This window comes from Methylobacterium sp. J-030 (assembly GCF_022829545.1).
Lineage (GTDB): Bacteria > Pseudomonadota > Alphaproteobacteria > Rhizobiales > Beijerinckiaceae > Methylobacterium.
In genome coordinates this window covers 17,618-37,411 of record NZ_JAKSYM010000285.1, presented here as the reverse complement: position 1 = coordinate 37,411, position 19,794 = coordinate 17,618, and the positions used below count along the sequence as shown (strand labels likewise).

At 70.7% G+C, this 19,794-nt stretch carries 19 protein-coding genes; 10 read left to right on the top strand and 9 right to left on the bottom strand.

The genetic code is table 11. From position 1 onward, the window contains the following. The first annotated feature begins 134 nt into the window (after positions 1-134). The 5 genes from MKK75_RS21215 (at position 135) to MKK75_RS21195 (ending at position 4,413) form a co-directional block, all read left to right on the top strand. Complete coding sequence (locus tag MKK75_RS21215) at positions 135-1,556, top strand: hypothetical protein (protein ID WP_244044496.1); 1,422 nt, start codon at positions 135-137, stop codon at positions 1,554-1,556. A 142-nt stretch (positions 1,557-1,698) separates the two neighbouring features. Further along, positions 1,699-2,151 carry a cupredoxin domain-containing protein gene (locus MKK75_RS21210; RefSeq protein WP_244044495.1) on the top strand — a complete coding sequence of 151 codons (453 nt, stop codon included), beginning with the start codon at positions 1,699-1,701 and terminating at the stop codon, positions 2,149-2,151. A gap of 15 nt (positions 2,152-2,166) precedes the next feature. Further along, on the top strand, positions 2,167-2,568 hold the full coding sequence (locus MKK75_RS21205) for a thiol-disulfide oxidoreductase DCC family protein (protein WP_244044494.1): 402 nt from the start codon (positions 2,167-2,169) through the stop codon (positions 2,566-2,568). Positions 2,569-2,578: 10 nt separating this feature from the next. Further along, positions 2,579-2,794, top strand: coding sequence for a hypothetical protein (locus tag MKK75_RS21200; protein WP_244044493.1), 216 nt, complete (start codon positions 2,579-2,581; stop codon positions 2,792-2,794). A gap of 1,202 nt (positions 2,795-3,996) precedes the next feature. Beyond that, a complete protein-coding gene (locus tag MKK75_RS21195) occupies positions 3,997-4,413 on the top strand; it encodes a cupin domain-containing protein (protein WP_244044492.1) in 417 nt (138 codons plus the stop codon). Between the two features lie 17 nt (positions 4,414-4,430). Here MKK75_RS21195 and MKK75_RS21190 read toward each other — a convergent pair whose 3' ends face one another. The 8 genes from MKK75_RS21190 to MKK75_RS21155 form a co-directional block, all read right to left on the bottom strand. After that, positions 4,431-4,949 carry a hypothetical protein gene (locus MKK75_RS21190; RefSeq protein ID WP_244044491.1) on the bottom strand — a complete coding sequence of 173 codons (519 nt, stop codon included), beginning with the start codon at positions 4,947-4,949 and terminating at the stop codon, positions 4,431-4,433. A gap of 256 nt (positions 4,950-5,205) precedes the next feature. Next, complete coding sequence (locus MKK75_RS21185) at positions 5,206-5,487, bottom strand: hypothetical protein (protein WP_244044490.1); 282 nt, start codon at positions 5,485-5,487, stop codon at positions 5,206-5,208. 970 nt (positions 5,488-6,457) lie between these two features. Further along, positions 6,458-7,126, bottom strand: a complete 669-nt coding sequence (locus MKK75_RS21180; protein WP_244044489.1) for a class I SAM-dependent methyltransferase — start codon at positions 7,124-7,126, stop codon at positions 6,458-6,460. Positions 7,127-7,155: 29 nt separating this feature from the next. Next, positions 7,156-8,226, bottom strand: coding sequence for a glycosyltransferase (locus MKK75_RS21175; RefSeq protein WP_244044488.1), 1,071 nt, complete (start codon positions 8,224-8,226; stop codon positions 7,156-7,158). Beyond that, positions 8,223-9,158 carry a glycosyltransferase family 2 protein gene (locus MKK75_RS21170; RefSeq protein WP_244044487.1) on the bottom strand — a complete coding sequence of 312 codons (936 nt, stop codon included), beginning with the start codon at positions 9,156-9,158 and terminating at the stop codon, positions 8,223-8,225. Before MKK75_RS21170 ends, MKK75_RS21175 begins: the two co-directional genes overlap by 4 nt. Before the next feature lie 63 nt (positions 9,159-9,221). Beyond that, entirely contained in the window at positions 9,222-10,367 is a 1,146-nt protein-coding gene (locus MKK75_RS21165) for a glycosyltransferase (protein WP_244044486.1), read from the bottom strand. Positions 10,368-10,383: 16 nt separating this feature from the next. Continuing rightward, positions 10,384-11,280 carry a glycosyltransferase family 2 protein gene (locus MKK75_RS21160; RefSeq protein ID WP_244044485.1) on the bottom strand — a complete coding sequence of 299 codons (897 nt, stop codon included), beginning with the start codon at positions 11,278-11,280 and terminating at the stop codon, positions 10,384-10,386. Beyond that, the gene (locus tag MKK75_RS21155; protein ID WP_244044484.1) at positions 11,270-13,321 is read right to left on the bottom strand and encodes an HAD-IIB family hydrolase; all 2,052 of its coding nucleotides are present in this window, start codon (positions 13,319-13,321) and stop codon (positions 11,270-11,272) included. The genes MKK75_RS21160 and MKK75_RS21155 overlap by 11 nt, the downstream gene beginning before the upstream one ends. A gap of 93 nt (positions 13,322-13,414) precedes the next feature. Here MKK75_RS21155 and MKK75_RS21150 point away from each other — a divergent pair, with 93 nt between their 5' ends. Together MKK75_RS21150 and MKK75_RS21145 are read left to right on the top strand one after the other, a co-directional pair. Continuing rightward, positions 13,415-14,455, top strand: a complete 1,041-nt coding sequence (locus MKK75_RS21150) for a glycosyltransferase family 4 protein (protein ID WP_244044483.1) — start codon at positions 13,415-13,417, stop codon at positions 14,453-14,455. Then, positions 14,455-15,648: a glycosyltransferase family 4 protein gene (locus tag MKK75_RS21145; RefSeq protein ID WP_244044482.1), complete on the top strand. Its 1,194-nt coding sequence runs from the start codon at positions 14,455-14,457 to the stop codon at positions 15,646-15,648. The genes MKK75_RS21150 and MKK75_RS21145 overlap by 1 nt, the downstream gene beginning before the upstream one ends. Here the strand turns inward: MKK75_RS21145 and MKK75_RS21140 are convergent. Further along, positions 15,636-16,619 (bottom strand): hypothetical protein, encoded by a 984-nt coding sequence (locus MKK75_RS21140; RefSeq protein ID WP_244044481.1) that lies wholly within the window; start codon positions 16,617-16,619, stop codon positions 15,636-15,638. The genes MKK75_RS21145 and MKK75_RS21140 overlap by 13 nt on opposite strands. Positions 16,620-16,709: 90 nt before the next feature. On the opposite strand from MKK75_RS21140, the gene MKK75_RS21135 reads away from it, so the two are divergent. The 3 genes from MKK75_RS21135 (at position 16,710) to MKK75_RS21125 (ending at position 19,608) form a co-directional block, all read left to right on the top strand. Next, on the top strand, positions 16,710-17,354 hold the full coding sequence (locus MKK75_RS21135) for a hypothetical protein (RefSeq protein WP_244044480.1): 645 nt from the start codon (positions 16,710-16,712) through the stop codon (positions 17,352-17,354). Positions 17,355-17,358: 4 nt separating this feature from the next. Then, positions 17,359-18,003 carry a hypothetical protein gene (locus MKK75_RS21130; RefSeq protein WP_244044479.1) on the top strand — a complete coding sequence of 215 codons (645 nt, stop codon included), beginning with the start codon at positions 17,359-17,361 and terminating at the stop codon, positions 18,001-18,003. Positions 18,004-18,339: 336 nt separating this feature from the next. Beyond that, the gene (locus MKK75_RS21125) at positions 18,340-19,608 is read left to right on the top strand and encodes a site-specific integrase (RefSeq protein WP_244044478.1); all 1,269 of its coding nucleotides are present in this window, start codon (positions 18,340-18,342) and stop codon (positions 19,606-19,608) included. Positions 19,609-19,794: the final 186 nt, after the last annotated feature.

Below are 19,794 nucleotides of genomic sequence, written 5' to 3'. Positions count from 1 at the left end.
GCGGGGCAAGACCGCGGACTGCCGCGCGGCGGTGCTGGGCGCGCGACCGCGTCGCGATATAATCGGCACCGCGGGACCGGTCCGCGCGTTGCGGCACGGGCGCGGCCGGTCGCGCCCTCTGGCGCCGGAACAGGATGACCGTGAAACGGACGCTGCTCCTCTCATCGCTCGTCGCAGCCGCGGCGCTATCCCTGTCGGCGGCGCAGGCGGACTGGCGGGGTCCGGAGGCGCAGCCGCTCTTCGTGAACGAGGCCAATCCGGGCGGCTACAACTACGCCCCGAGCGTCATCACCGAGGGCCGGACGACCGACATCTGGTGGTGCGGCCAGGGCAAGACCGACGTGATCTTCCACCGGACCTCCAGCGCTCAAGGCGGCTTCTCGCCCGCTCAGGTCGTCTTCCAGCCGACGCCCGGATCCTGGAACCGCCAGTATGTCTGCGATCCGAGCGTGATCAAGGGCACGTTCCGCAACCCCGCGGACGGACGGTCCTATGTCTACGCCCTGTACTATTCGGGGGCCGACAACCTGCCGGGCCACAACAATCATACGGGTCTGGCCTTCTCGAACGACAAAGTGACCTGGATCGACTACCCCGAACCGGTCATCGCCCCGCTCAACCCGACGGTCGCGCAGGGCAATTACGGCGCCGGCCAGCCGGCGACCATCAACCTCGACGGTCGCGCCAGCCTGCTGGTCTTCACCACCGATCTCACCGGCCCGCAGGGCGTCGCGGGGTTCGGCGACCTCTACGTGCGGCGGACGGCGGACGCGGTCCATTTCGAGCCGCCGGTGCGGGTGCCCAACCGGACCAGCGACGGCGCGACCATCAACCCGAACTCGGACTTCGCGTACGACCCCTCATCGGGCGACGTCTACGTGATCACGGGCCTGCCGGGGCGCAATTGCCAGCAGGTCACCTGCAAGGATCCGGCCCGCAACCCGGACCGGGAGACCTTCCAGCTGGGTCTCTACCGCATGCCGCTGAAAGCCCTGCTGGGCGGCACGCCCGCGCAGTGGACACCCGTCGGTTACCTGAACTCCGACGTGACGGGGTTCTACCTCAATCACAGCCCCGGCTTTCAGCGCGATCCCTTCGGCAACCTCACGCCCTTCCTGCCGACCATCACCGTCTACTTCTCCGGGGGCGAACCCTATCCGGGCACCTGGCGGATCGCCGCGGCGAGCGAGCGGCCCGCCTCCGACCGTGCGCCCCTGAAGCGGGCGCTCGGCCCGGGCGGCCACTGGGTCACGACCGGCTACATCGCCCCGGGCTACACGATGGAGACCGCGCTCGGAACGCTGTTCCTCGTCCCGAAGCCAGGGACCGCCAAGCTGATGAGCTGCACGGCCGGCGCGGATCACTTCCTCAGCCGCGATCCGCTCTGCGAGGGCCGGACCCCGCTGGGGCAGACCGGATACCTCTACGAGGCGCCTCACCCCGGCAGCCACCCGATCTTCCGCTGCCTGGCGGGCGGGCGGGACCACTTCGTGTCGACCGACGCGAAGTGCGAGGGGCAGGCGACCGAGGGACTGCTGGGCTACGCCCTCGACTGAGCGCGCCGCAGTCTCGACAGCACCGCCCGACAGCGTCGGCTGCGCCCCGGTGCGGCGTTGCGCCCGGGAACACTGCGGAGCGCGTCGCCTTTCTGACGGTGCTGTCGACCAACGCCGAAACCCTGTCCGGGAGATGCCCCTGATGCTGACTTTCTCACGTGGCGTGGCGGCCCTCGTCGCTTGTCTCGCCGCCGGGCCGGCCTTCGCCCAGGGGAAGCCCCTCCCGCCTCCGGCGAGCGACGTGACGCCGCCGGTGGAGCTGACCGTCAGCATGAAGGACGGCAAGCCGGTCTGCGATCCGGCCGAACTCCGGCTCCCCGCGGATACGAACATCGTGCTCACCATCAAGAGCAGCGCCGATACCCCCGTGGTCCTCACCGCACCCGGCCAGTTCGAGAATGGCTTGATCCAGCACGCGGACGGCGATCTCATCCACGTGGAGAGCGAGAAGGGCTACACGATCAAGCAGAACGGTCAGGGCACGCTGCGGCTGCGGACCATGAAGGCAGGAGAGGAGACCTATGCCTGCACCAGCACCCGCGACCAGGGCGCGCCCTTCAAGGGGAAGCTGATCCTGGTGCCGCCGGCCAATTGAGGTGCTGAACGTCGCATGGACAACGGCACATCCGGGGAGACGCTGAGGATCTTCTACGACGGCGATTGCCCGCTCTGTCGTGCCGAGATCGACCATTATCGCGCCTGCGCAGGCGCCGACCGGCTGGCGTTCGTCGATGTCGGGGGCACTCAGCCCGCACCGGCGCTCGGGCCCGGGCTCACCCGCGACGCCGCGGTACGGCGTTTCCACGTGCGCACCGCGGAGGGCCGGCTGGTCTCGGGCGCGGACGCCTTCGCCCATGTCTGGAGGGTTCTGCCGGGCTGGCGCTGGCTCGGACGCCTGCTCGACCTGCGCGTCTTCGGCGTCCGCCCCGCACTGGCGATCGCCGAGATCGCCTATCGCCTGTCCTTGCGCCTGCGACCGCGCTTGGCGCGGTGGATCGCGCGACGGCCCTGATGCGTCTTGGATGACGACGCGCTGCATCCACTACGTCGGCTTTCGCGACGACCGCTACTGGAACGCCTTCCGCATCTTCGGCGGCCCCCGGGTCATCCATCGCCGCTGGGACTTCTATGCCACCCGCGATGTCGGTCCCGACGACGTCGTGGTCTTCGCCGAGGGCGACGACACGCAGCCCCTCGCGGAGCGAAACGCCACCGACATCGACGAGCGCTGGCTCTGAGACCTGTTTCGACGGACCTGCGTGGGCCGATGTCGGTTTCACGCGGCGCGCGCGACCGGATCCGTCCGACGACGGCTTTCCCTGTTGACGACAGGGGCGACCCGCTCGCCGGGGCGCAAGCTCAGCGTTATGGTCTATTACTGGTGTTGCGTACGTGAATTCTCATAGATCCTGTTTCACGGAGCGCGCGTTTAACGGGCTGTTAACCATCATCGGTGCTGGTTCGCTTCAGTCCAGGGAGCCTGTTCCATGATCTCAACAAGTCTCCTCGTCGTGATCAGCGCGGCGCTCAGCGCGGCCGCGGCGGGCGCCGTCAGCGATCCGAACGCGCGCGGCCGCTAGGGCACGCCGCGCCGAGGCGGACACCGGTTCCGGCGCAAGAAAGGGCAGGACAACATAGGCTTCGAGCCGCGCGCGATGGCATCGCGCACGGCACACGACAGTGAGCTGCAGTCAGCGTCATCGGGTGTTCCCACCCGACCCCCTCATCCTGAGTTGACCGCAAAGCGAGCCTCGACAGGGGGCTCCAGCCATCCGCGCGATCCCTCGAGGGCTCTTTCGAGGCCTGCGCTGTGCTCCGGCATCTCAGGATGCGGTCAAGGATTGGACAAGCCGCTCCGAGGCATCCCTGTCTTCGGTCGTGGACCGTGTGCAACGCGATCGCGCACGGCTCTCGCGGTTCTCCGGCCGGCGGGCGGCCGTGTTGCCGGCCTGCGACAGGTCCGGGATCGCATGGGCCGGACCCGCCACAGCCTTCGAACGGGCACAGTTCGGCACCACCCCTGATCGGACGATCCGCGATCTCCGGTCCCGTGAATGTTCACCGCAATTCGTACCTTCGTTCTCCAGCACCGGGAAGGCAGCGCGGTTCTCGCCTCGTCGGCCATCTTCCTGATCGCCGTCTACGCCCTGGCGGCCCTCCTGGCCTGACCCGGTCGCCGCATCGCCGGCATCCGACGTCCCTCAAACAGGCGATGCGATCGGGCCTCCGGCATGGTTGTCTGACGCTTCACAACCCCAATGGCATGACTCGGCCCGCTCGGCCTGCCGGAGCGGGCCGTTTTCGTGAGGTCCTCCGCGAACCCCCTCGGCGGGACCGGCGCGCGTCGGAGCCTTTGCGCGCAACCAGAAATGGCGCATCGTCCCGCTCGCACGACTTAGATCCGGCCCGAACGAGCCGGCGCGAACCGGAGGAAACGCCCATGCTGACGAGACGCGGCTTCGTGAATTGTGCGCTCTGCACGGCGGCGGGCGGCTTCGCGGCCGTCGCGGCCGGGGCGCAGGCGCAGCCGGCCGGTCAGACTTCCGGCGTCACGCGCAGGATCCTCAGCACCGAAGAGCTGCCGGGGGGGCGGTATGTCGTGGTGCAGGTCGCCGCCGAGATCGCGCCGGGGGCGACCGTCGCGCGCCACACCCATCCGGGCATCGAATCCTCGGTGATCCTGGCGGGTGAGGCGGAGCTGCTCGTGGACGGCCAGCCGAACCGGACCTTGCGGGCCGGCGACAGCTTCCAGGTTCCGGCCGTAACCCCGCACAGCCTGCGCAACGGTTCAGGCGCCACGCGGGTGGCGGGAACCTACACGGTCGAGAAGGACAAGCCGCTCGCCTCGCCGGCCTGAGCCGCCCCGGCCCCCGGTCAGGTGCCGAGGCCGGAATTCGGCCTCTGCGGCGGGAGCGGGGGTCGCGCGATGCGGGATCGGGGCGGTGTCGGCGCAGGCGCGCGTGCGGAGGGCCCCTCCGATCCGCCCGTCGCGTCCGCCGACACCGTCGGTCCGGGCATTGGGGGCGTGGGGGCTGGCGCGGCGGATTGCGTGGGCTTGCCGCCGCCGTGCTGGTCACCGGTGCTGGCGGGCGTCACGCATTGCTCACCGCAATTGCTGACCACCGCCTCGACGGTCTTGCCGGCGATCACCGCCGAGACGATGCAGCGCGACGGGTGATAGATCAGCTCGTACTGGAACTTGCCCCGATCGTCGGATTCGGTGCGGAACTGACCGTCCAGCACCACCGGCATATGCGGCTGCTCGGTGGTGCCGACGACGTAGAGCCGACCGATCGCGATCGACGCGATCGTGATGTCGGAGGCTGCCCGTGCAGATCCGGACATGAGCAGCGCCGCTGCACCCGCCGCGGCGATCGAGATCAAACGAGCCAACCGGCCAACCTCCTGACGCACTTCCAACCGGACGCCGCCCCATCCCACCTCCGCGCGGCGGGCAGCCGCAACGCACTGCCCGGGGACGGCACCGGCGGAAAGCGATGCCACCCTGTTCGAACACCGCAACGAAGATCCAGCCGGCTTTGCTCCCTCGGAAGGCGCCCGTTCAGCGATGAGGGCGCGCGTTCGCACGACATGCCTACCCCGTCCATCGCCCCGGCACCGTCGCACCGGCCCGTTTGTCCGGCGTCGGTCAGGATCGCTTGAAGGCGCTCAGGGCCTCGGTCAGATGCACCACGACATCATGACCCCGCGGCGGCGCGTCCTCCGGGGGCGCTGCGGTATCCTTCAAGCGCCGGGCGACCTCCATCACGACGTGCTCGACTGATGGCGGCCACGCCACCCCGTTGTCCAGGAGCATCCGGGCCGCGCGGACGAGCATCCTGAACTGTTCGGGCGGGATCGACGCACCCGCCGCATGCTGATCGAGGATGCGATCGGCAATCGCCGCCGCCAAGCCGGCGACTTCAGCCATCTTGTCAGGCTCATCGCCGGGACCTGTCATGCGCGTGGGACCTCCGCCTCTGGCACCGCGTACGGGTCCGGCCCCGGAGCGACCGGCCGCTGTGCCGCCGGTCCGACGATCGAAGCGCGCCGCAGGCGACCGGATCTAGAGCGCTCTCCGCCGAAGTGGACACCGGTTCGGCGCAGGAGAGCGCGTGACAAGACAGGCTTCGAGCCGCGCGCGATCGCAATACGATCGCGCGCGGCTCGAAGCGGGCACAGGCGTGATCGACCCTGACGAGCGGCCCCATCGATGCGGTTCCACGGGACGTGCCCTCCGCAATGATCCGCTGCTCAATAAGCAGGCCGGGCGAAAGAGTTCAAGCGGCCGCGGCAGGCATGTGCCGAGCCGATCCCGCGGGCCCAGCCGAAGGCGCGGCGGCGGCGGAAGTACCGATCAGCCACGTGATCGCGACAACCGGACGTCGATACCGTTTCCGGTCGATGACATCGCCATGCCTGTCGACGGCGCCCGGCCCCGGGGTCGTCGCGCGACGCGCGGATGACGATGCGCCACGCATCGTTCGTGGCGTTCGAACGAAAACCGTATCGTGCGTCCACGCCCGCTCCGAGACAGAGGGGGGAGATGACCGCGGAGCGGGCGTGGCGGTCGAGGGAAAATCCCGACGGTTTTGGTATGCAAGAATGATGCATTCACGGTCGTTCGCATGACGGACGCCGCCGCGGCTTGCGGCCGCGGTGCCCTTCCGTATCGGCGACGCCGGACGAGGCAGCCCGTACGGATATCGCGCCTGCGCACCGTGCCGAAACGTGGCAGCGCCTGCGTTGCCTTGCCCAGGCCCGTGGTTCCTCGACAGCCGGAGGGTCCCGGCGGGCGTCGCCAACGCCATCGAGCCCGGGCAGAACACGACGTCATCGACAGTCCTGGGCCGAGATTGCCGCCCCATCGCGCGGGCTGGCCATGATGGAGCGACCCGATCCTAATCCGGCTTGACGAACCGGCACTTGCCCCGCAGCGACCAGGGTCCGGCCAGGCCGTGCTCGGCACAGAACGCATCGACCGCCCGGGTCACGCCGGGGAAGCGGCCGCCGAGGCGGTCGTAATCGTCGGCGATGAACAGGCCGCCGGGCCTCAGCACCGGCCACCACGCGCGCAGGTCGGCCGCCACCGACGCCTCCTCGTGCCCGGCATCGAGGTGGATCACGTCGGCGGTGACGCCGCGCAGGCGCATCAACTCGGCGGCGTTCACGGAGTCGAGGGGGAGCGGTACGACCCGGTCGGCCATGCCCTCGCGCAGGACGTTCGCCAGGAAGGTCCGATACAGGCTCGGGAAGCCGTGCTCGGTCGCGAGTTCGGCGAAGAGGCCCGCATCCGCCCAGTGGTCGACGGCCCCGAGCCAGGTATCCACGGCGACGACCGTGCCGACGACGCCATGCTCGGCCAGGGTGCGGGCGAGGTACAGGGTGCTCGCCCCCTTCCAGGTCCCGATCTCGACGATGACGGCGGGGCGGAGGCTGGTCACCGCCTCTTCGAGATAGGGATGGATGCTGCGCCAGCCCTGGAGGTCGAGGGGGCGCAGAGACCCAGGAGGGTCCGCGAAGGGATCGCGGCCGTGCCACAGGGCGGCGATGAGGGCGTCTCGGGTCATGTCGGGCTCGGGTTCAGGAGCGGGACGTGTCAGGGAGCGGGCGTCGCCCCGGCGCGGGCCTGCGCGTAGAGCGCCTCGCACCGGTCGAGCCAGCGCGCCCGGGTGAACAGGCGCAGGACGCGCGCGTGCGGGACCGGCCGCGGGATCGCCACCGCCGCCCCGATGGCGTCGGCGAGGCCGGCCTCATCGCCGGGCGGGGCGAGGGATCCGGCCTCCCCGACGACTTCGGGGACGGCACCCCGGGCGAAACCCGCGACCGGCAGGCCGCAGGCCATCGCCTCGACCGCCGCCAGCCCGAACGGCTCGTCCCAGCACGGGGTGGTCAGGAACACCGAGGCGCGGCCGACCTCCGCGGCCAGGGCCGCGCCGCCGAGCCGGCCACCGTAGCGGATCGCTCCACCGAGCAGCGGGGCGACCAGAGCGTCCCAGTACGCGGGCTCCTCGATCGGGCCGAACAGGGTCAGCGGCAGCCCGGCCCGGCGCGCCGCCGCCATCGCGTGATGCGCGCCCTTGTCGGGCGTGATCCGCCCGCACCAGACGGCGCTGCCGTCGCCCTGCGGTTGGTAGGGCCAGGCGGCGGGATCGATGCCGTTGTACAGAACCGAGACCTCCGGGGGCGCCCCGTCGGGCCACCACGCGTCGCGCTGCGCCCGGGAGGTCGCGGTGATCCGGTGTCCCGGCGCGGGGCTCGCCCGCACGAACCAGCGCAGGGCGTCGAAGGGCGGCACGTGCAGCGACGTGACGGTGGGCATGGCGGCGGTGCGCTGCGGATCCAGGGGCAGGCGGCTCAGGCTGTTGTTGTGAAGGACGTCGAAGCCCCCGTCGGCGATCCGGTCGCAGGCGGCGGCGTAGCCGGCGTCGAGATGATCCCTCAGGCCCGCATCGCCCCGGTGCTCAAGCCCGGAAAAACTCCGCTCGTGATGGACCGGGATCACAGGATCCAGGGCGAAACGCCGGTCGCTGTCGCCGGAGGCGAACAGCGCGACCGCGTGGCCGCGGGCGGCGAGGCCGTCCGCGAGGTTCCAGGTGTAGGCTTCGAGGCCGCCCGCGAAGGGCGGGGCGATCGGGTGGCGCAGATGGGCGAGGAGCGCGATCCTCACGCCGTCACCGGCGCCTCTGCCGCAGCCTCGGCGCTCTGCCGGGCCTCGATGGCGCGGATCACCGAGGCCGAATTGCTGTAGGGCTGGTGGCTCTGCTGACCGGTGAGCGCGAGGTCAGATGCGTCGGGCCGGCGCAGGATGCGGATCGGCCGGTCGGGCGTGTCGTCGATCAGGCCCATCACCTTGAAGGCGTAGAGCCAGTGGCCCATGGTGCGGTAGCCCCACTTGGCCTCGAACAATTCGGCGTTGCGCACCACGCTGTCGAGGTGGTGGACCGGGGGCATGTGGTGCGGGTGGTACTGGTGATAGGCGCGTGCGCCCTTCATCCAGGCGATCGGGATGCCGCTCCGGTCGAGGAGCTTGCCGAAGTCGGTGTCCTCGCCGCCGTAGCCGGTGTAGCGCTCGTCGAAGCCGCCGGTCGCCAGGAAGGTGGCGCGCCGGATCGCGAAGTTGAGCGACCAGAAGCAGCGGTAGTCGTTGCAGATCTCGATGCCGGAGGCCGGCGGCCCGCGGCGGTCGGAGTGCCGTTCCGCGACGGCGTCGAGGCCGTCATAGTCCCAGGCGCCCGTCGTGGCGCGCTCGGGCAGGTGCAGAACCTCGCCCATCAGCAGCCCATCGAGTTCGGCGAGACCCCGCGCGTAATCGGCGACGAGACCGGGCGCCGGGATGCAGTCGACGTCGAGGAACACCACGGCGTCGCTGTCCGCTGCCGCCACGCCGCGGTTGCGCGCCGCCGCCAGCGGCAATTCGCGGCCCGTCACGGGGATCTGGTGCACCGGGAAGCCGACCTCGGGCAGGTCGTAGGGTGTCTCCTGCATCACCGCGACGATGAAGGCGGCGGGGGCCTGCGTCTGGCGCTCCAGGCCGAGCAGCACGTTGCGCAGATGCGCCGGGCGACCCTTCGCGAGGGTCACGACGGAGACGGTGGACATGCGGCGATCGGGCTCCGGTCGGGGCGGGGGCAGGGTGGCGGTCACTCGGCGGTCACTCGGCGGTCACTCGGCCGCGAGGCCCGGAAGCGGGGCGGTTTCGGCGTCGGCCGGCCCGAAGTCCCACAGCGCGTCGGTCAGCCCTTCGAGCCAGCCGGCGGCGCGGGCGGCCGCATCCGGGGCGTAGAGGCCGCGCAGGGCGGTGCCGTCGAGGGCGCGGGCGCGGGCGAGCAGGTCGCGCCAGCCCTGGAGATCGCCCGGCCAGGCGGGGGCCTGCACGGCGGCGCCGAGGCGGACCAGGGCCTCGGCCTTGCGGGTCTGCTCGGCGAAGTAGCGCCATTCCGGCATCACGATCAGGCGCCCGCCGACCCGGGCGACCTCGTGGACCGTGTTGTCGCCCGCCGAGGCGATCACGATGTCGGCGGCGGCGAGGTAATCGGTGACCGAGGGCACCCAGCCGAGTTCGCGCAGATTGGAGAAATCGGTCTCGTGGCCCTCCCGGTGGGTCGGGCCGAGGGTCAACCAGAGGGCATCGGGAGCGGCGCGGGCCGCCACGGTCAGCGGCGCGTAGGGCGTACCGCTGCCGCCGCCGCCGGTCACCGCCACCACGATCTCCCGCTTCGGGTCGAGGCCGAGCTTGGCGCGCGCCTCGGCGCGCTCCGGCACCCGGTCGACACTGGTGCACAGGCCGCCGCTGTAGAAGGTCTTTGCGCGTAAGGTGGCCGGGTATTCGTCCTGCTCCAGGCGTTCGTCGAAGGGGGCGAGCATCCCGACGCAGGCCTCGTAGGCCCCGACATGCCCGATATCGGAGCGGTCGCCGTGCATCCGGATCTGCACCGCCGGCACGCTGGCGATGCGGGCGAGCAGCGCGATCTCGGCCGAGACGTCGACCACGAACAGCCCGATCTCGCGCGCATCGAGATGGTCGAGGATGACCCGCATGGTCCGGCGCATCTCGGGCAGGCCGAGGGGGACGCAGTGCATCACCTGCGGCGTCGGCTCGGCGTAGAGGCGCGGGGTCGGCACCGCGGCGCCGATCATGTTGGGCAGCGCGACGATCTCGATGTCGCGGGTGAAGCCGTCGAACAGGCTGGGGTCGGCGGTCAGCACCGAAACCGGCCGGTCCTGCGCGAAGGCGGCCGCCACCGCCATGGTGCGGTTGGCGTGGCCGCGGCCCTGGTGATGGACGAAGAACGCGATCGGCTTCTTCATGGCGTTCGGTTCGATCTCAGGAGAACAGGGCGTCGGGCCGCAGGGCGGCGGCGATCTCGGGCCCGGTCGGCGGACGGATCAGACGGATCGCGGCAGCGTCGGCCTCCCAGTCGATCAGCCCGGCCGCGCGAAACTGGTCGAGCCAGTAGGTCATGCACCAACGTCCGTGCCGCGCCCGGAAGCGGGCCGCGTTGGCGAGAATCGGCGCGAAATGCTGCAGCGGCGGCACGTGGACCGGATGGTGCTGGTGATAGGCGCGGGCGCCCGCGACCCAGAACGTCGCCAGACCGGAGGCGGCGAGCCGGGCGGCGAGGTCGGTCTCCTCGCCGCCGTAGCCTGCGAAAGCCTCGTCCATGCCGCCGACCGCGCGCCAGGATGCGGCCGGCAGCGCGAAGGACAGCCCCCAGAGCTGGCCCGCATCGGGCTCCGGCCGCAGACCGGTCTCGGGCAGTATGGGCCGGGCCGGATGGGTCCGGCCGAGGCGATCGAGCGTCGCGGGATCGGGGTCGCCGCCGACAGCCCCGGGCGGCAGATAGAGGACCTCGCCGAGGAAGAGCCCCCGCGTCGTCCGTGCCGCCCCCGCGTAGGCGGCCACCAGACCGGGCGACGGGATGCAATCCACGTCGAGGAAAAGCAGGAGATCCGCGCCCGCCGCCTCGGCCGCCCGGTTGCGCGCGGCGGCGAGCGGCATCGGCTCGCCCGGCACGTGGAGGTGGCGGACCGGGCAACCCGGATCGGGCAGGTCCGGCTCCGGATCCGGCTGCATCCAGGCGATGACCAGTTCGCGTGGGGGCAGGGTCTGGCGGGCGAGCCCGCGCATCAGGTTGCGCAGGCGGTCGGCCCGGCCGCGGACCAGGGTCAGGACGCTCGGCGCCGATTCCGGCCCGGGATCAGCCGGCATCTCAGCCGACATCGGCCAGCATCCGGCGGAAATGCGAGACCCCCTCGATGATCCCCCGGGCGTGGGTCCGGCGGGCCACGTAGGAGTGCTTCAGGGCGGCGTTGCTGGCGAGGTCGTCGGAATAGTTGGCCACGATGATCGCCTGGACCCGGGCGCCCAGCATTTCGATGTCGTTGCCGGAATCGCCGGCCACGAACACGGCGTGCTCCGGCAGGTCGTAGAGGGCGCGGACGTGATCGACCGCGGTGCCCTTCGAGGCCGCCTCCGGCAGGACGTCGAGGTAGCGGCCGTGGCTGTGGATCACCCGGGCGGCGATGCCGTCCTGCGCGAGGCACGCGCGGACGCGCCGCGCGGCCGTCGGATCGCCGAAGTAGCTCAGCTTCAGGGCGCGCTGCTCCAGCGGGCCCTGGGGGACGAGCCCATCGAGCCCGGCCAGGGCCGCCTGTACCGCGGGTCGGTCCCAACCGGCCGAGATGGTCCGGCGCCACGCGGCGTCCGCCGTGTAGGTCACGCCGTTGGCGTCGAGATGGTAGATCTCGGAGCCCACCGAGGTGATCATCACCTGGGGCCGGGGGCTCGCCTGCTGCTCCAGCACCGCCATGGCGCTGTGGAAGGAGCGTCCCGTCGCGACGCCGAAGGCCAGCCCCGCCTGCCGGCTGCGCCACCGGCGGAAGATCCCCAGAGCGGCGTCGCAGCCGACCAGCGTGTTGTCGATATCGCAGACGAGGAGTTGCCAGGGCGCCTGCGGGGGCGCCTCCGGGTTGAGCAGCCTGCGCAGCAGGACGTGGTAGCGGGCGGCGTGCCGGTCCCAGTCGTAGGCCGCCGCCGCCCGGGCGCCGCCGGCCACGCAGCGGGCGTAGAGGGCCGGATCGCCCAGGATCCGCCGGCAGGCCTCGGCGATCGCGGCCGGCGCCCGGGGATCGACCAGGAGCCCGTTGCCGCAGGTCTCGACGATGTCGTTGGGGCCGCCGCTGTCGGTGGCGACCAGCGGCAGGCCGGCGGCCGAAGCCTCCAGCAGCGTCAGCCCGAAGGGCTCGTTCAGGGCCGGGTTGACGAACAGGCCCCCACGGGCCCTTGCATGGGCGTAGATCGCGGGAACGTCCTCCGGACGGTGCGTCTTCGGGTAGGCGACGCGCCCGTAGAGGTCGTAGCGATCGATCAGCACCAGGAGTTCGCGCATCGTCGCGGCCATGTCGCCGTCGAGGGTGTCGATGTCGTCGCGGGTGCCGGCGACGATCACGAGGTTGGCGCGGGCCTGGAGCGCGCGATCCTCGCCGTAGGCCCGCACCAGGGCCGCGAGGTTCTTGCGCGCCACCGGCCGGGCGAGGGCCAGGATCGCAGGTCGGTCCGGATCGTCCAGGAAGCGGTCGATCGCGGCATCGACCCGCGGATGAGGTCGGGCTGCGGCGAAGCGGGCGAGGTCGCTGCCCGGGGGCAGAACGCGGACGCGGCCGGGATCGTAGGCGGCATAGCCGGCATACTGCACCTCCGCCTCGTCCCGCGAGGAGGCGATGACGAGGTGCGCCCGCGCCAGGGCCTCCTCCTCGGTGGCGATCCGGCGGGCGAGGTCGGGGCGGATGGGGGACGTCCCCAGCATCCGCGCCTTCACGCGTCCGAGCGAATGGGCCGTGAACACGAACGGGATGCCGAGGCGATCCTCCACGAGGGCCGCCACCGCGGCGGCGTCCGCGTAATGCGCGTGGATGAGATCCGGCGCCCGATCCTGCGCGGCGATCCAGGCGATGAGGTTCTCTGCGAAGCAATCAACCTCGGCGTGCATCGCCTCCTTGGCGCAATAGTCCGGGGACGCGCTCGCGAGCCGCACGAGGGTGACCTTGTCGGCGATCGGCTCTTCGGGCACGGCGTAGGCTGCGCCGAGGCCCCCCCGGAACAGGCGGGTCGCCACCACGATCCGTGCGAGATCGCGATCCTGCGCCGAGGCCGAGACCAGATCGAGCAGGTAGCGGATATGGCCGCCGGTGTCGGCGGTGAGCCCGTAGACGACGCCGTCGCCGCGCAGGCAGCCCTGCAGGGCGATGTGCAGGACGAACATCAGGTGCGGGCTGCGCCTTTTGAGCGCTCCTGAAAACTTAATTTATGTAAAGCGCAGACCGCGCGTCGGCTTGACATATGTAAAGAGGTTGCCGTGCTCCGCGTTGCCCAGGTCGCGCCGAACATTTTTCCCGTTCCCCCGGATCATCATGGCGGCACAGAGCGGGTTGTGCACGATCTGGGCACGGCGCTGCGAAGCTTGGGCGTGGAAATAACATTATTTGGTCCCGCGGACAGTGCGACAGACTTGCCCCGCGTCGGCGATTACCCGAGTCTCGCGGCCCTGGAACGGCAATACGGGTCTGTCGCCGCGGGCGTACCCGCCGCCCTCGACGCCCTGCAGCTCGAGGCCCTGCGCCTGCGGCTCGACGATTTCGACATCGTCCATTGCCACGGCGAGTTCGCCCATGCGGCGCTGCTCGGCACGCGGCGCCGGCGCAGCCTGACCACCATCCACTGGCGGGTCGACGAACTCGACCGGGCGCTGTTCTTTCAGGGCTTCCCCGACCTGCCGGTCGCCGCGATCTCGGCCGCGCAGGCGGCCGGCATCCCGGCCGCGAATCGGGCCGGCATCGTGCATCACGGCATCGACCGGGACCGCTACACCTTCCGCGCCGCGCCGGACGATCATGTCGCCTTCGTGGGCCGCATGACCGACCAGAAGAGGCCCGACGTGGCGATCCGCGTCGCCCGCACGGCCGGTCTGCCGATCCGGCTCGGCGGCACGATCGATGTCGGCAACCCTGACTATTTCGACGCCCGGGTGCGCCCCCTGCTGGGCGCCGACGCGACCTATCTCGGCCCCGTCGACGATGCCCGGAAGGGCGAGCTCCTGGGTGGCGCGCGGGCGCTCCTGTTCCCAATCGACTGGCCCGAGCCCTTCGGCCTCGTGATGATCGAGGCGATGGCCTGCGGGACCCCGGTGGTCGCCTGGGACCGCGGCTCGGTCCCCGAGATCGTCGAGGACGGGGTGACGGGCTTCGTCGTCGCCAGCGAGGCCGAGGCGGCCGCGGCGCTCGCCCGGATCGGGCAGCTCGACCGCGCGCGCGTCCGCCGCCGGTTCGAGGAGCGCTTCACCGCAGAGCGCATGGCGCGGGACTACCTCGCACTCTACCGCCGCCTGCTGGCGGCCTGATGCGCACCGCCCTCTTGGCCTGGGACTACCCGCCATCCCCGAGCGGGCTCTCGACGGCCGCCCGCGAGATCGCCGAGAGCCTCGCCGAGGCGGGGGCGGAGGCCACGATCTTCACCCTCGACCGTACCGGCCGCACGCAGGTCAACGGCGTCACGGTCCTCGGTCTCGCCCTGCCGGCGGGAAGCCCCCTGGCGCGCCTGCGCTCCTGGGGCTCGGCGGGGCATCTCGCCGCCCCGCTCGCCTTCCGCCGGGCCGTCATCGCCGCCCACGCCGCAGCGCCCTTCGACGTGCTTGAAGCCACGAACTGGTACGCGCCGGCCGCCCTGCTCGCCGGCCGCCACGATCTGCCTCTGGTGACGCGCAGTTCGACGCCGGCCGCCTTCACCCGCGACCCGGCCGCCTCCCTGCGCAACCGCCTCGACGGATGGACCGCCGATCGCCTGGAGTGCCGGCAGGTTCGGGGGAGCGCGGGTTTCATCGCCAACACCGCCGGGCACGGGGATGTGGTGGCCCGGGCTTATCGTCTCACCGGCCGGCAGCCCGCCGCGGTGATCGGCCTCAGCCTTCCGCCCGAGGTCGCGGCGGCCGCACGCGGCGCCACCTATCCGGAGGCGGCCGAGCCGGTGCTTCTGCTCTTCGTCGGACGGGCGGAGGCGCGTAAGGGTTTCGACGCGCTGCTCGCCGCGATCGCGATCCTCGGCGCCGAGCGGGCGCAGGGCGCCCTGCCGGACTTCCGGCTCGACCTCGTCGGCGTGCCGCCGGACGATCTCCCGGTCGATCTGCCCGAGGCGGCGCGGCGGCACATCCGCGCCCGCGGCCGGATCGACGGCCAGGCCCTGGCGGCGGCCTATGCCGCGGCCCACGCGGTGCTGGCCCCCTCCCGCTACGAGAGCTTCGGCCTCGTCTACCAGGAGGCCCTGGCGTATGGCCGCCCGGTCGTGGCCTGCGCGGAGGATGCGAGCGCCCGCGCCTTCGTGGGTGCACCCGGGGCCGGCCCCCTGGCCGCGGCCGCCACCGGGCCGGCCCTGGCCGAGGCCCTGCGCCCGCTCCTCACCGATCCGGACCTGCGCCGAGCCTATCGCACCCGCGCCCTCGCGGCGGCGGGGCGGTTCGACCGGGCGAGCCTCGGACGCGAGACCCTGGCGCTCTATGAACGGGCGATCGCGGCGGCCCGGATCCGTCAGTCGGCATAGGGGCGCAGCAACGCATCCGCCTCCTCGGGACGGCCGCGCCCGGGATCCAGGGCCTCGTAGCGCCGCGACCGCGCCCGGACATGGGCCAGGGTCAGGCGGTGCTCGATCAGCCCGTGCAGGGTGATGAAGCTGTCCGGCCATCCGCGTTCGAGCACCGGCCGCTCGTGCACGCGGCCGGCGTAGCGGAGTTCCGCTCGGTTCAGCCGGTACTGGACGTCCGGGAAGACGTCCGAGAGCGCGCCGTCGACCCGGTTGGCCCGGGCGAGGCCGATCGAGGCTACGCCCCCCGCCTCGGCGAGGGCCGCCAGGGCGGGCAACGGTCGGGCGGCGTCCGGGCTCAGCGCCTCGTCGGAATCGAGCTGCAGCATCCAGCCGTGACGGGCGAGGGCCTGGAGGGCGTTGCGCTGCGCGGCGAAATCGCCGTCCAGGGGCCGGGCGGCCACGCGCACGGCGCCCTCGGCGAAGCCGGTGACCGGCACCGGCACCGCCGCCATCACCGGACCGTCGATCAGGATCGCGACATCGTCCGCCCAGCCGGCCTGCCCCGGCAGCGCCGCCAGCACATCATCGCGGTCCTCCTGGCGGCAGAGCAGGCCGAGCGAGACCGGGCATCCGCCGGTCGCGTCGAGGGCGAACAGGGCCGCCTGGGCCGCACGGGTGCCGTGGGGGTGCCGGAGGTCCGCGCGGCCCGCCTCGTCGAGGGGACGGGTTCCGAGGCCCCACCGGGTTGCGGCACTGCGCAGGGTGTACAGATCGAGGCCGTAGGGCGCCTCCGGGTCGGACGCGAAGGCGGGACCGGCGAGGCTTTCGACCAGATGCGTCCGGCACGCCGCCGGATCCGCCTCGGCCGCGATCAGCACACCGCAGGAGCCGCAGGCCATCGGGAAGGTGCGGCGCTGCCCGCCCGGATAGGTCAGGTGCCGGTCGCTCGGCCCGAGCATGTCGGCCGCGCAGACGAAACATCGGCGCATGGTCGTACTCCGCGGAAGCGGCCGGCGGAGGACTGGCTGCGCCGACCCGGCGCCTTACCTCCGCTCTTCCCCAAAAAACCCCTGCCGCACGTGCTCTCAGACGTCGACCCCTTCTCCGCCGGATGCGGCGGCCTGCCCGCCGACGGGTCCCTCGCCATCGTCGGCAACGCCCCCGGGATCGGCGCGGCCGGATCGGCCATCGATGCGGCGGAGCGCGTGGTGCGGTTCAACAACGCCGCGGGCTTCGGCGGCAGGGCCGGCCACCGTGTCACGCATCTCGCCCTGGTCAACCGCGGCGGCCAGACGCGGGAATGGCTGGCGGACCGGGACTTCCTGAAGCGACCGGTCGTGCGCGCGGCGCAGGCCTTCATCCTGCCCTTCCCGATCCTCCCGGCGGCGCACAACGTGCCCGAGCCGATCTGCTGGACCCGCGAGATCCTGGCGCTACTGCAACCGCTGGGCCGCCCGATCCACATCCTGCCCGATACCCTGCACGCGCGGGCGCAGGCCGGGCTCGCGCACGGGACGGCGGGACCGCCGAACCCCAGCACGGGCTTCCTCGTGACGGTGGCGCTGCTGCTCGGCCGCCCCGCGCACGCTTCACCGGCGCAGGCCTACGGTTTCGGCTTCGCCGGCTGGCCCGGACATCCCTGGGCGGCCGAGCGGGCGTGGTTCGCCGCGGCGGAGGCGGCCGGACGCCTCCGCATGCATCCGCCAGTCCCGCCGGAGCGCTGAGATCATGGCCACGCTGATCACGGTCCTGAAGGATGGCGGGCGCTACGACGCGACCTGGGTCGCGCGTCTCGCCGCCGGGATACGCCGCCATGCCCCGGCCTTCGATCGGATCCTCTGCCTCACCGACATGCCCGTGGCCGTCGAGGGCGTGGAGACGGTGCCGCTGCGCCATTCCTGGCCGGCCTGGTGGGCGAAGATGGAAGCGTTCCGCCCCGGCCTCTGCGCGGGCCCGACGCTGCTGTGCGACCTCGACACCGTCCTGACGGGGCCGGCCGACGCCCTGGCCGAGCCCGGCTTCGCCGCGATGGAGGACTATTTCCACGCGGGGCGTCTCTCCAGCGCGCTGCTGCGCTGGTCCGGCGACGCCCTCGCCGACCTCTACACGACCTTCGCGGCCGATCCGGAGCGCTGGATGATGCCGGGCGCCTGCGGCCCGGTGCCGAACGCCGTGCACGGGGACCAAGTGGTGATCGACCACCTGCTGCGCCGGAGCGGCCGGTCCCCGGCCTTCCTGCAGCGAATCCACCCGGGCCTGCTCGACTTCTACGATCCAAGACGCGCCGAGCACGGCCCGGTGGTGATCTTCATCGGCGCCTCGAAGCCCGATACGGCCACCGGCCCCGTCCTGGCCGCCTGGACCGGCACGTGACGCCGGTCATGCGGTTGCCGGGATGCGCGGACGCTGGCTTTCGCAGGGACGGGCGCAGCATCGTCCCGAGACGCGCAGCCTCAGCGGCGGGACTCCACAGGCGCCCGTGCCGTCAAACGTCAGCGATGATTGATGAGAATGGTGCTGCGAGAGAGGATTGAACTCTCGACCTCTTCATTACCAATTATATTTTTTCGATTTCCTATGCATTCCCGACGTTACCCGTATTGTCCCTAAACAACTGTTTTAGCTGAATTTCTTTTGTGATAGGCTACCCGAGTGACACCGACGTTTCCCGCTGCGGTGGTCACCGCGTGGTCACCGAGGGATCGGCATATGCCAGCAGCGACCGTGAAACTTACCAAGCGCGCAGTAGACGCGATGGTGGCCAATGAGCGGCGCTACGTGCTTTGGGACGCCGAGCTGAAGGGCTTTGGCGTGCGGGTCGAGCCTTCAGGCGCCAAGTCGTTCATCCTACGCTACCGCGCCGGCGGTCGCGGCAGCGCCAAGCGCTTTATTACGCTGGGCAAATACGGTGTCATAACGCCTGAGGAGGCTAGGCGCTCGGCTCGTGACCAGCTTGGTTTGGTCGCTCGCGGCTCCGATCCAGCGAAGGACAAGGCGCGTCAGAAAGCGGCCGCGACCATCGCGGATGTCGCCCAGCGTTTCCTTGCCGAGCACGTGACACCGAAGCGTAAAGCCGCCACCATCGCGAGCTACCGACATGCGCTCATGGCCCGAATCGTTCCGGAGTTCGGATTGCTTCGCGCTGAGGCTGTGACCCGAGCCGACGTTGCTCGGTTGCACAGCCACCTGAGCGCCAAACCAGCGACCGCCAACTACGTTCTAGCCGTGCTCAGCTCACTCTACTCGTGGTGCGACCGCCAGGGGCTGGTGCCGGAAGGCTACAATCCCGTCGTTCGCGTCGATCGATACCGACAGCAAGGCCGCGAACGATACCTCACTTCGGAGGAATTGCAGCGGCTCGGCAATGCCCTGCATGAGGCTGAGTCGGTCGGGTTACCGTGGACCATTGATGCTCGTAGCCCGAAGGCAAAGCATCTGCCCCGACCTGAGAACCGCAAAACAGTGCTCGACCCGGGCGCCATAGCTGCGATTCGCCTATTGATCCTCACCGGCGCGCGGCTGCGCGAAATTCTGCACTTGCGCTGGCAGGAGATCGATTTTGAGCGAAGTCTCGCGTTCCTGCCGGACTCAAAGACGGGGCGCAAAACTCTCACACTCAGTAGCCCTGCGTTAGTAATCTTGCGCGGCCTGCCCCGTACAGCATCGCCTTTCGTCGTTGCGGGGAGCAGGGAAGGGCGGCCACGGGCCGACCTTCAGCGACCCTGGGCGGCGATCTGCCGATCAGCTGATTTGCCTGGGGTCCGCTTGCACGACCTGCGGCATACCTTCGCCTCGATAGGTGCCGGCGAGAGCCTTGGCCTTCCGATCGTCGGCAAATTACTGGGGCATACGCAACCACAAACGACAGCGCGGTATGCGCACCTCGACGCCAATCCCTTGCGGCAAGCTGCAGATCTGATCGCCAGTCGAATTAATAAAGCACTGAATTTTCGGCCAAGCACAGCGAAAGAGCAATAAGACCATCTTCCTTTAAAAAAGCTCAGTCTTATAGTTTTTACTAAATTTATTTGCTGATAGCTCAGAATAACACCCATATATTTGCAAGGCACGGCAACGTTGAGCCACCGGCGGATCAAATTAAAAATTACCATCGCGAACTTGCCATGACAATTTTACATACAAATGTTTAAGCAATTTTACTTT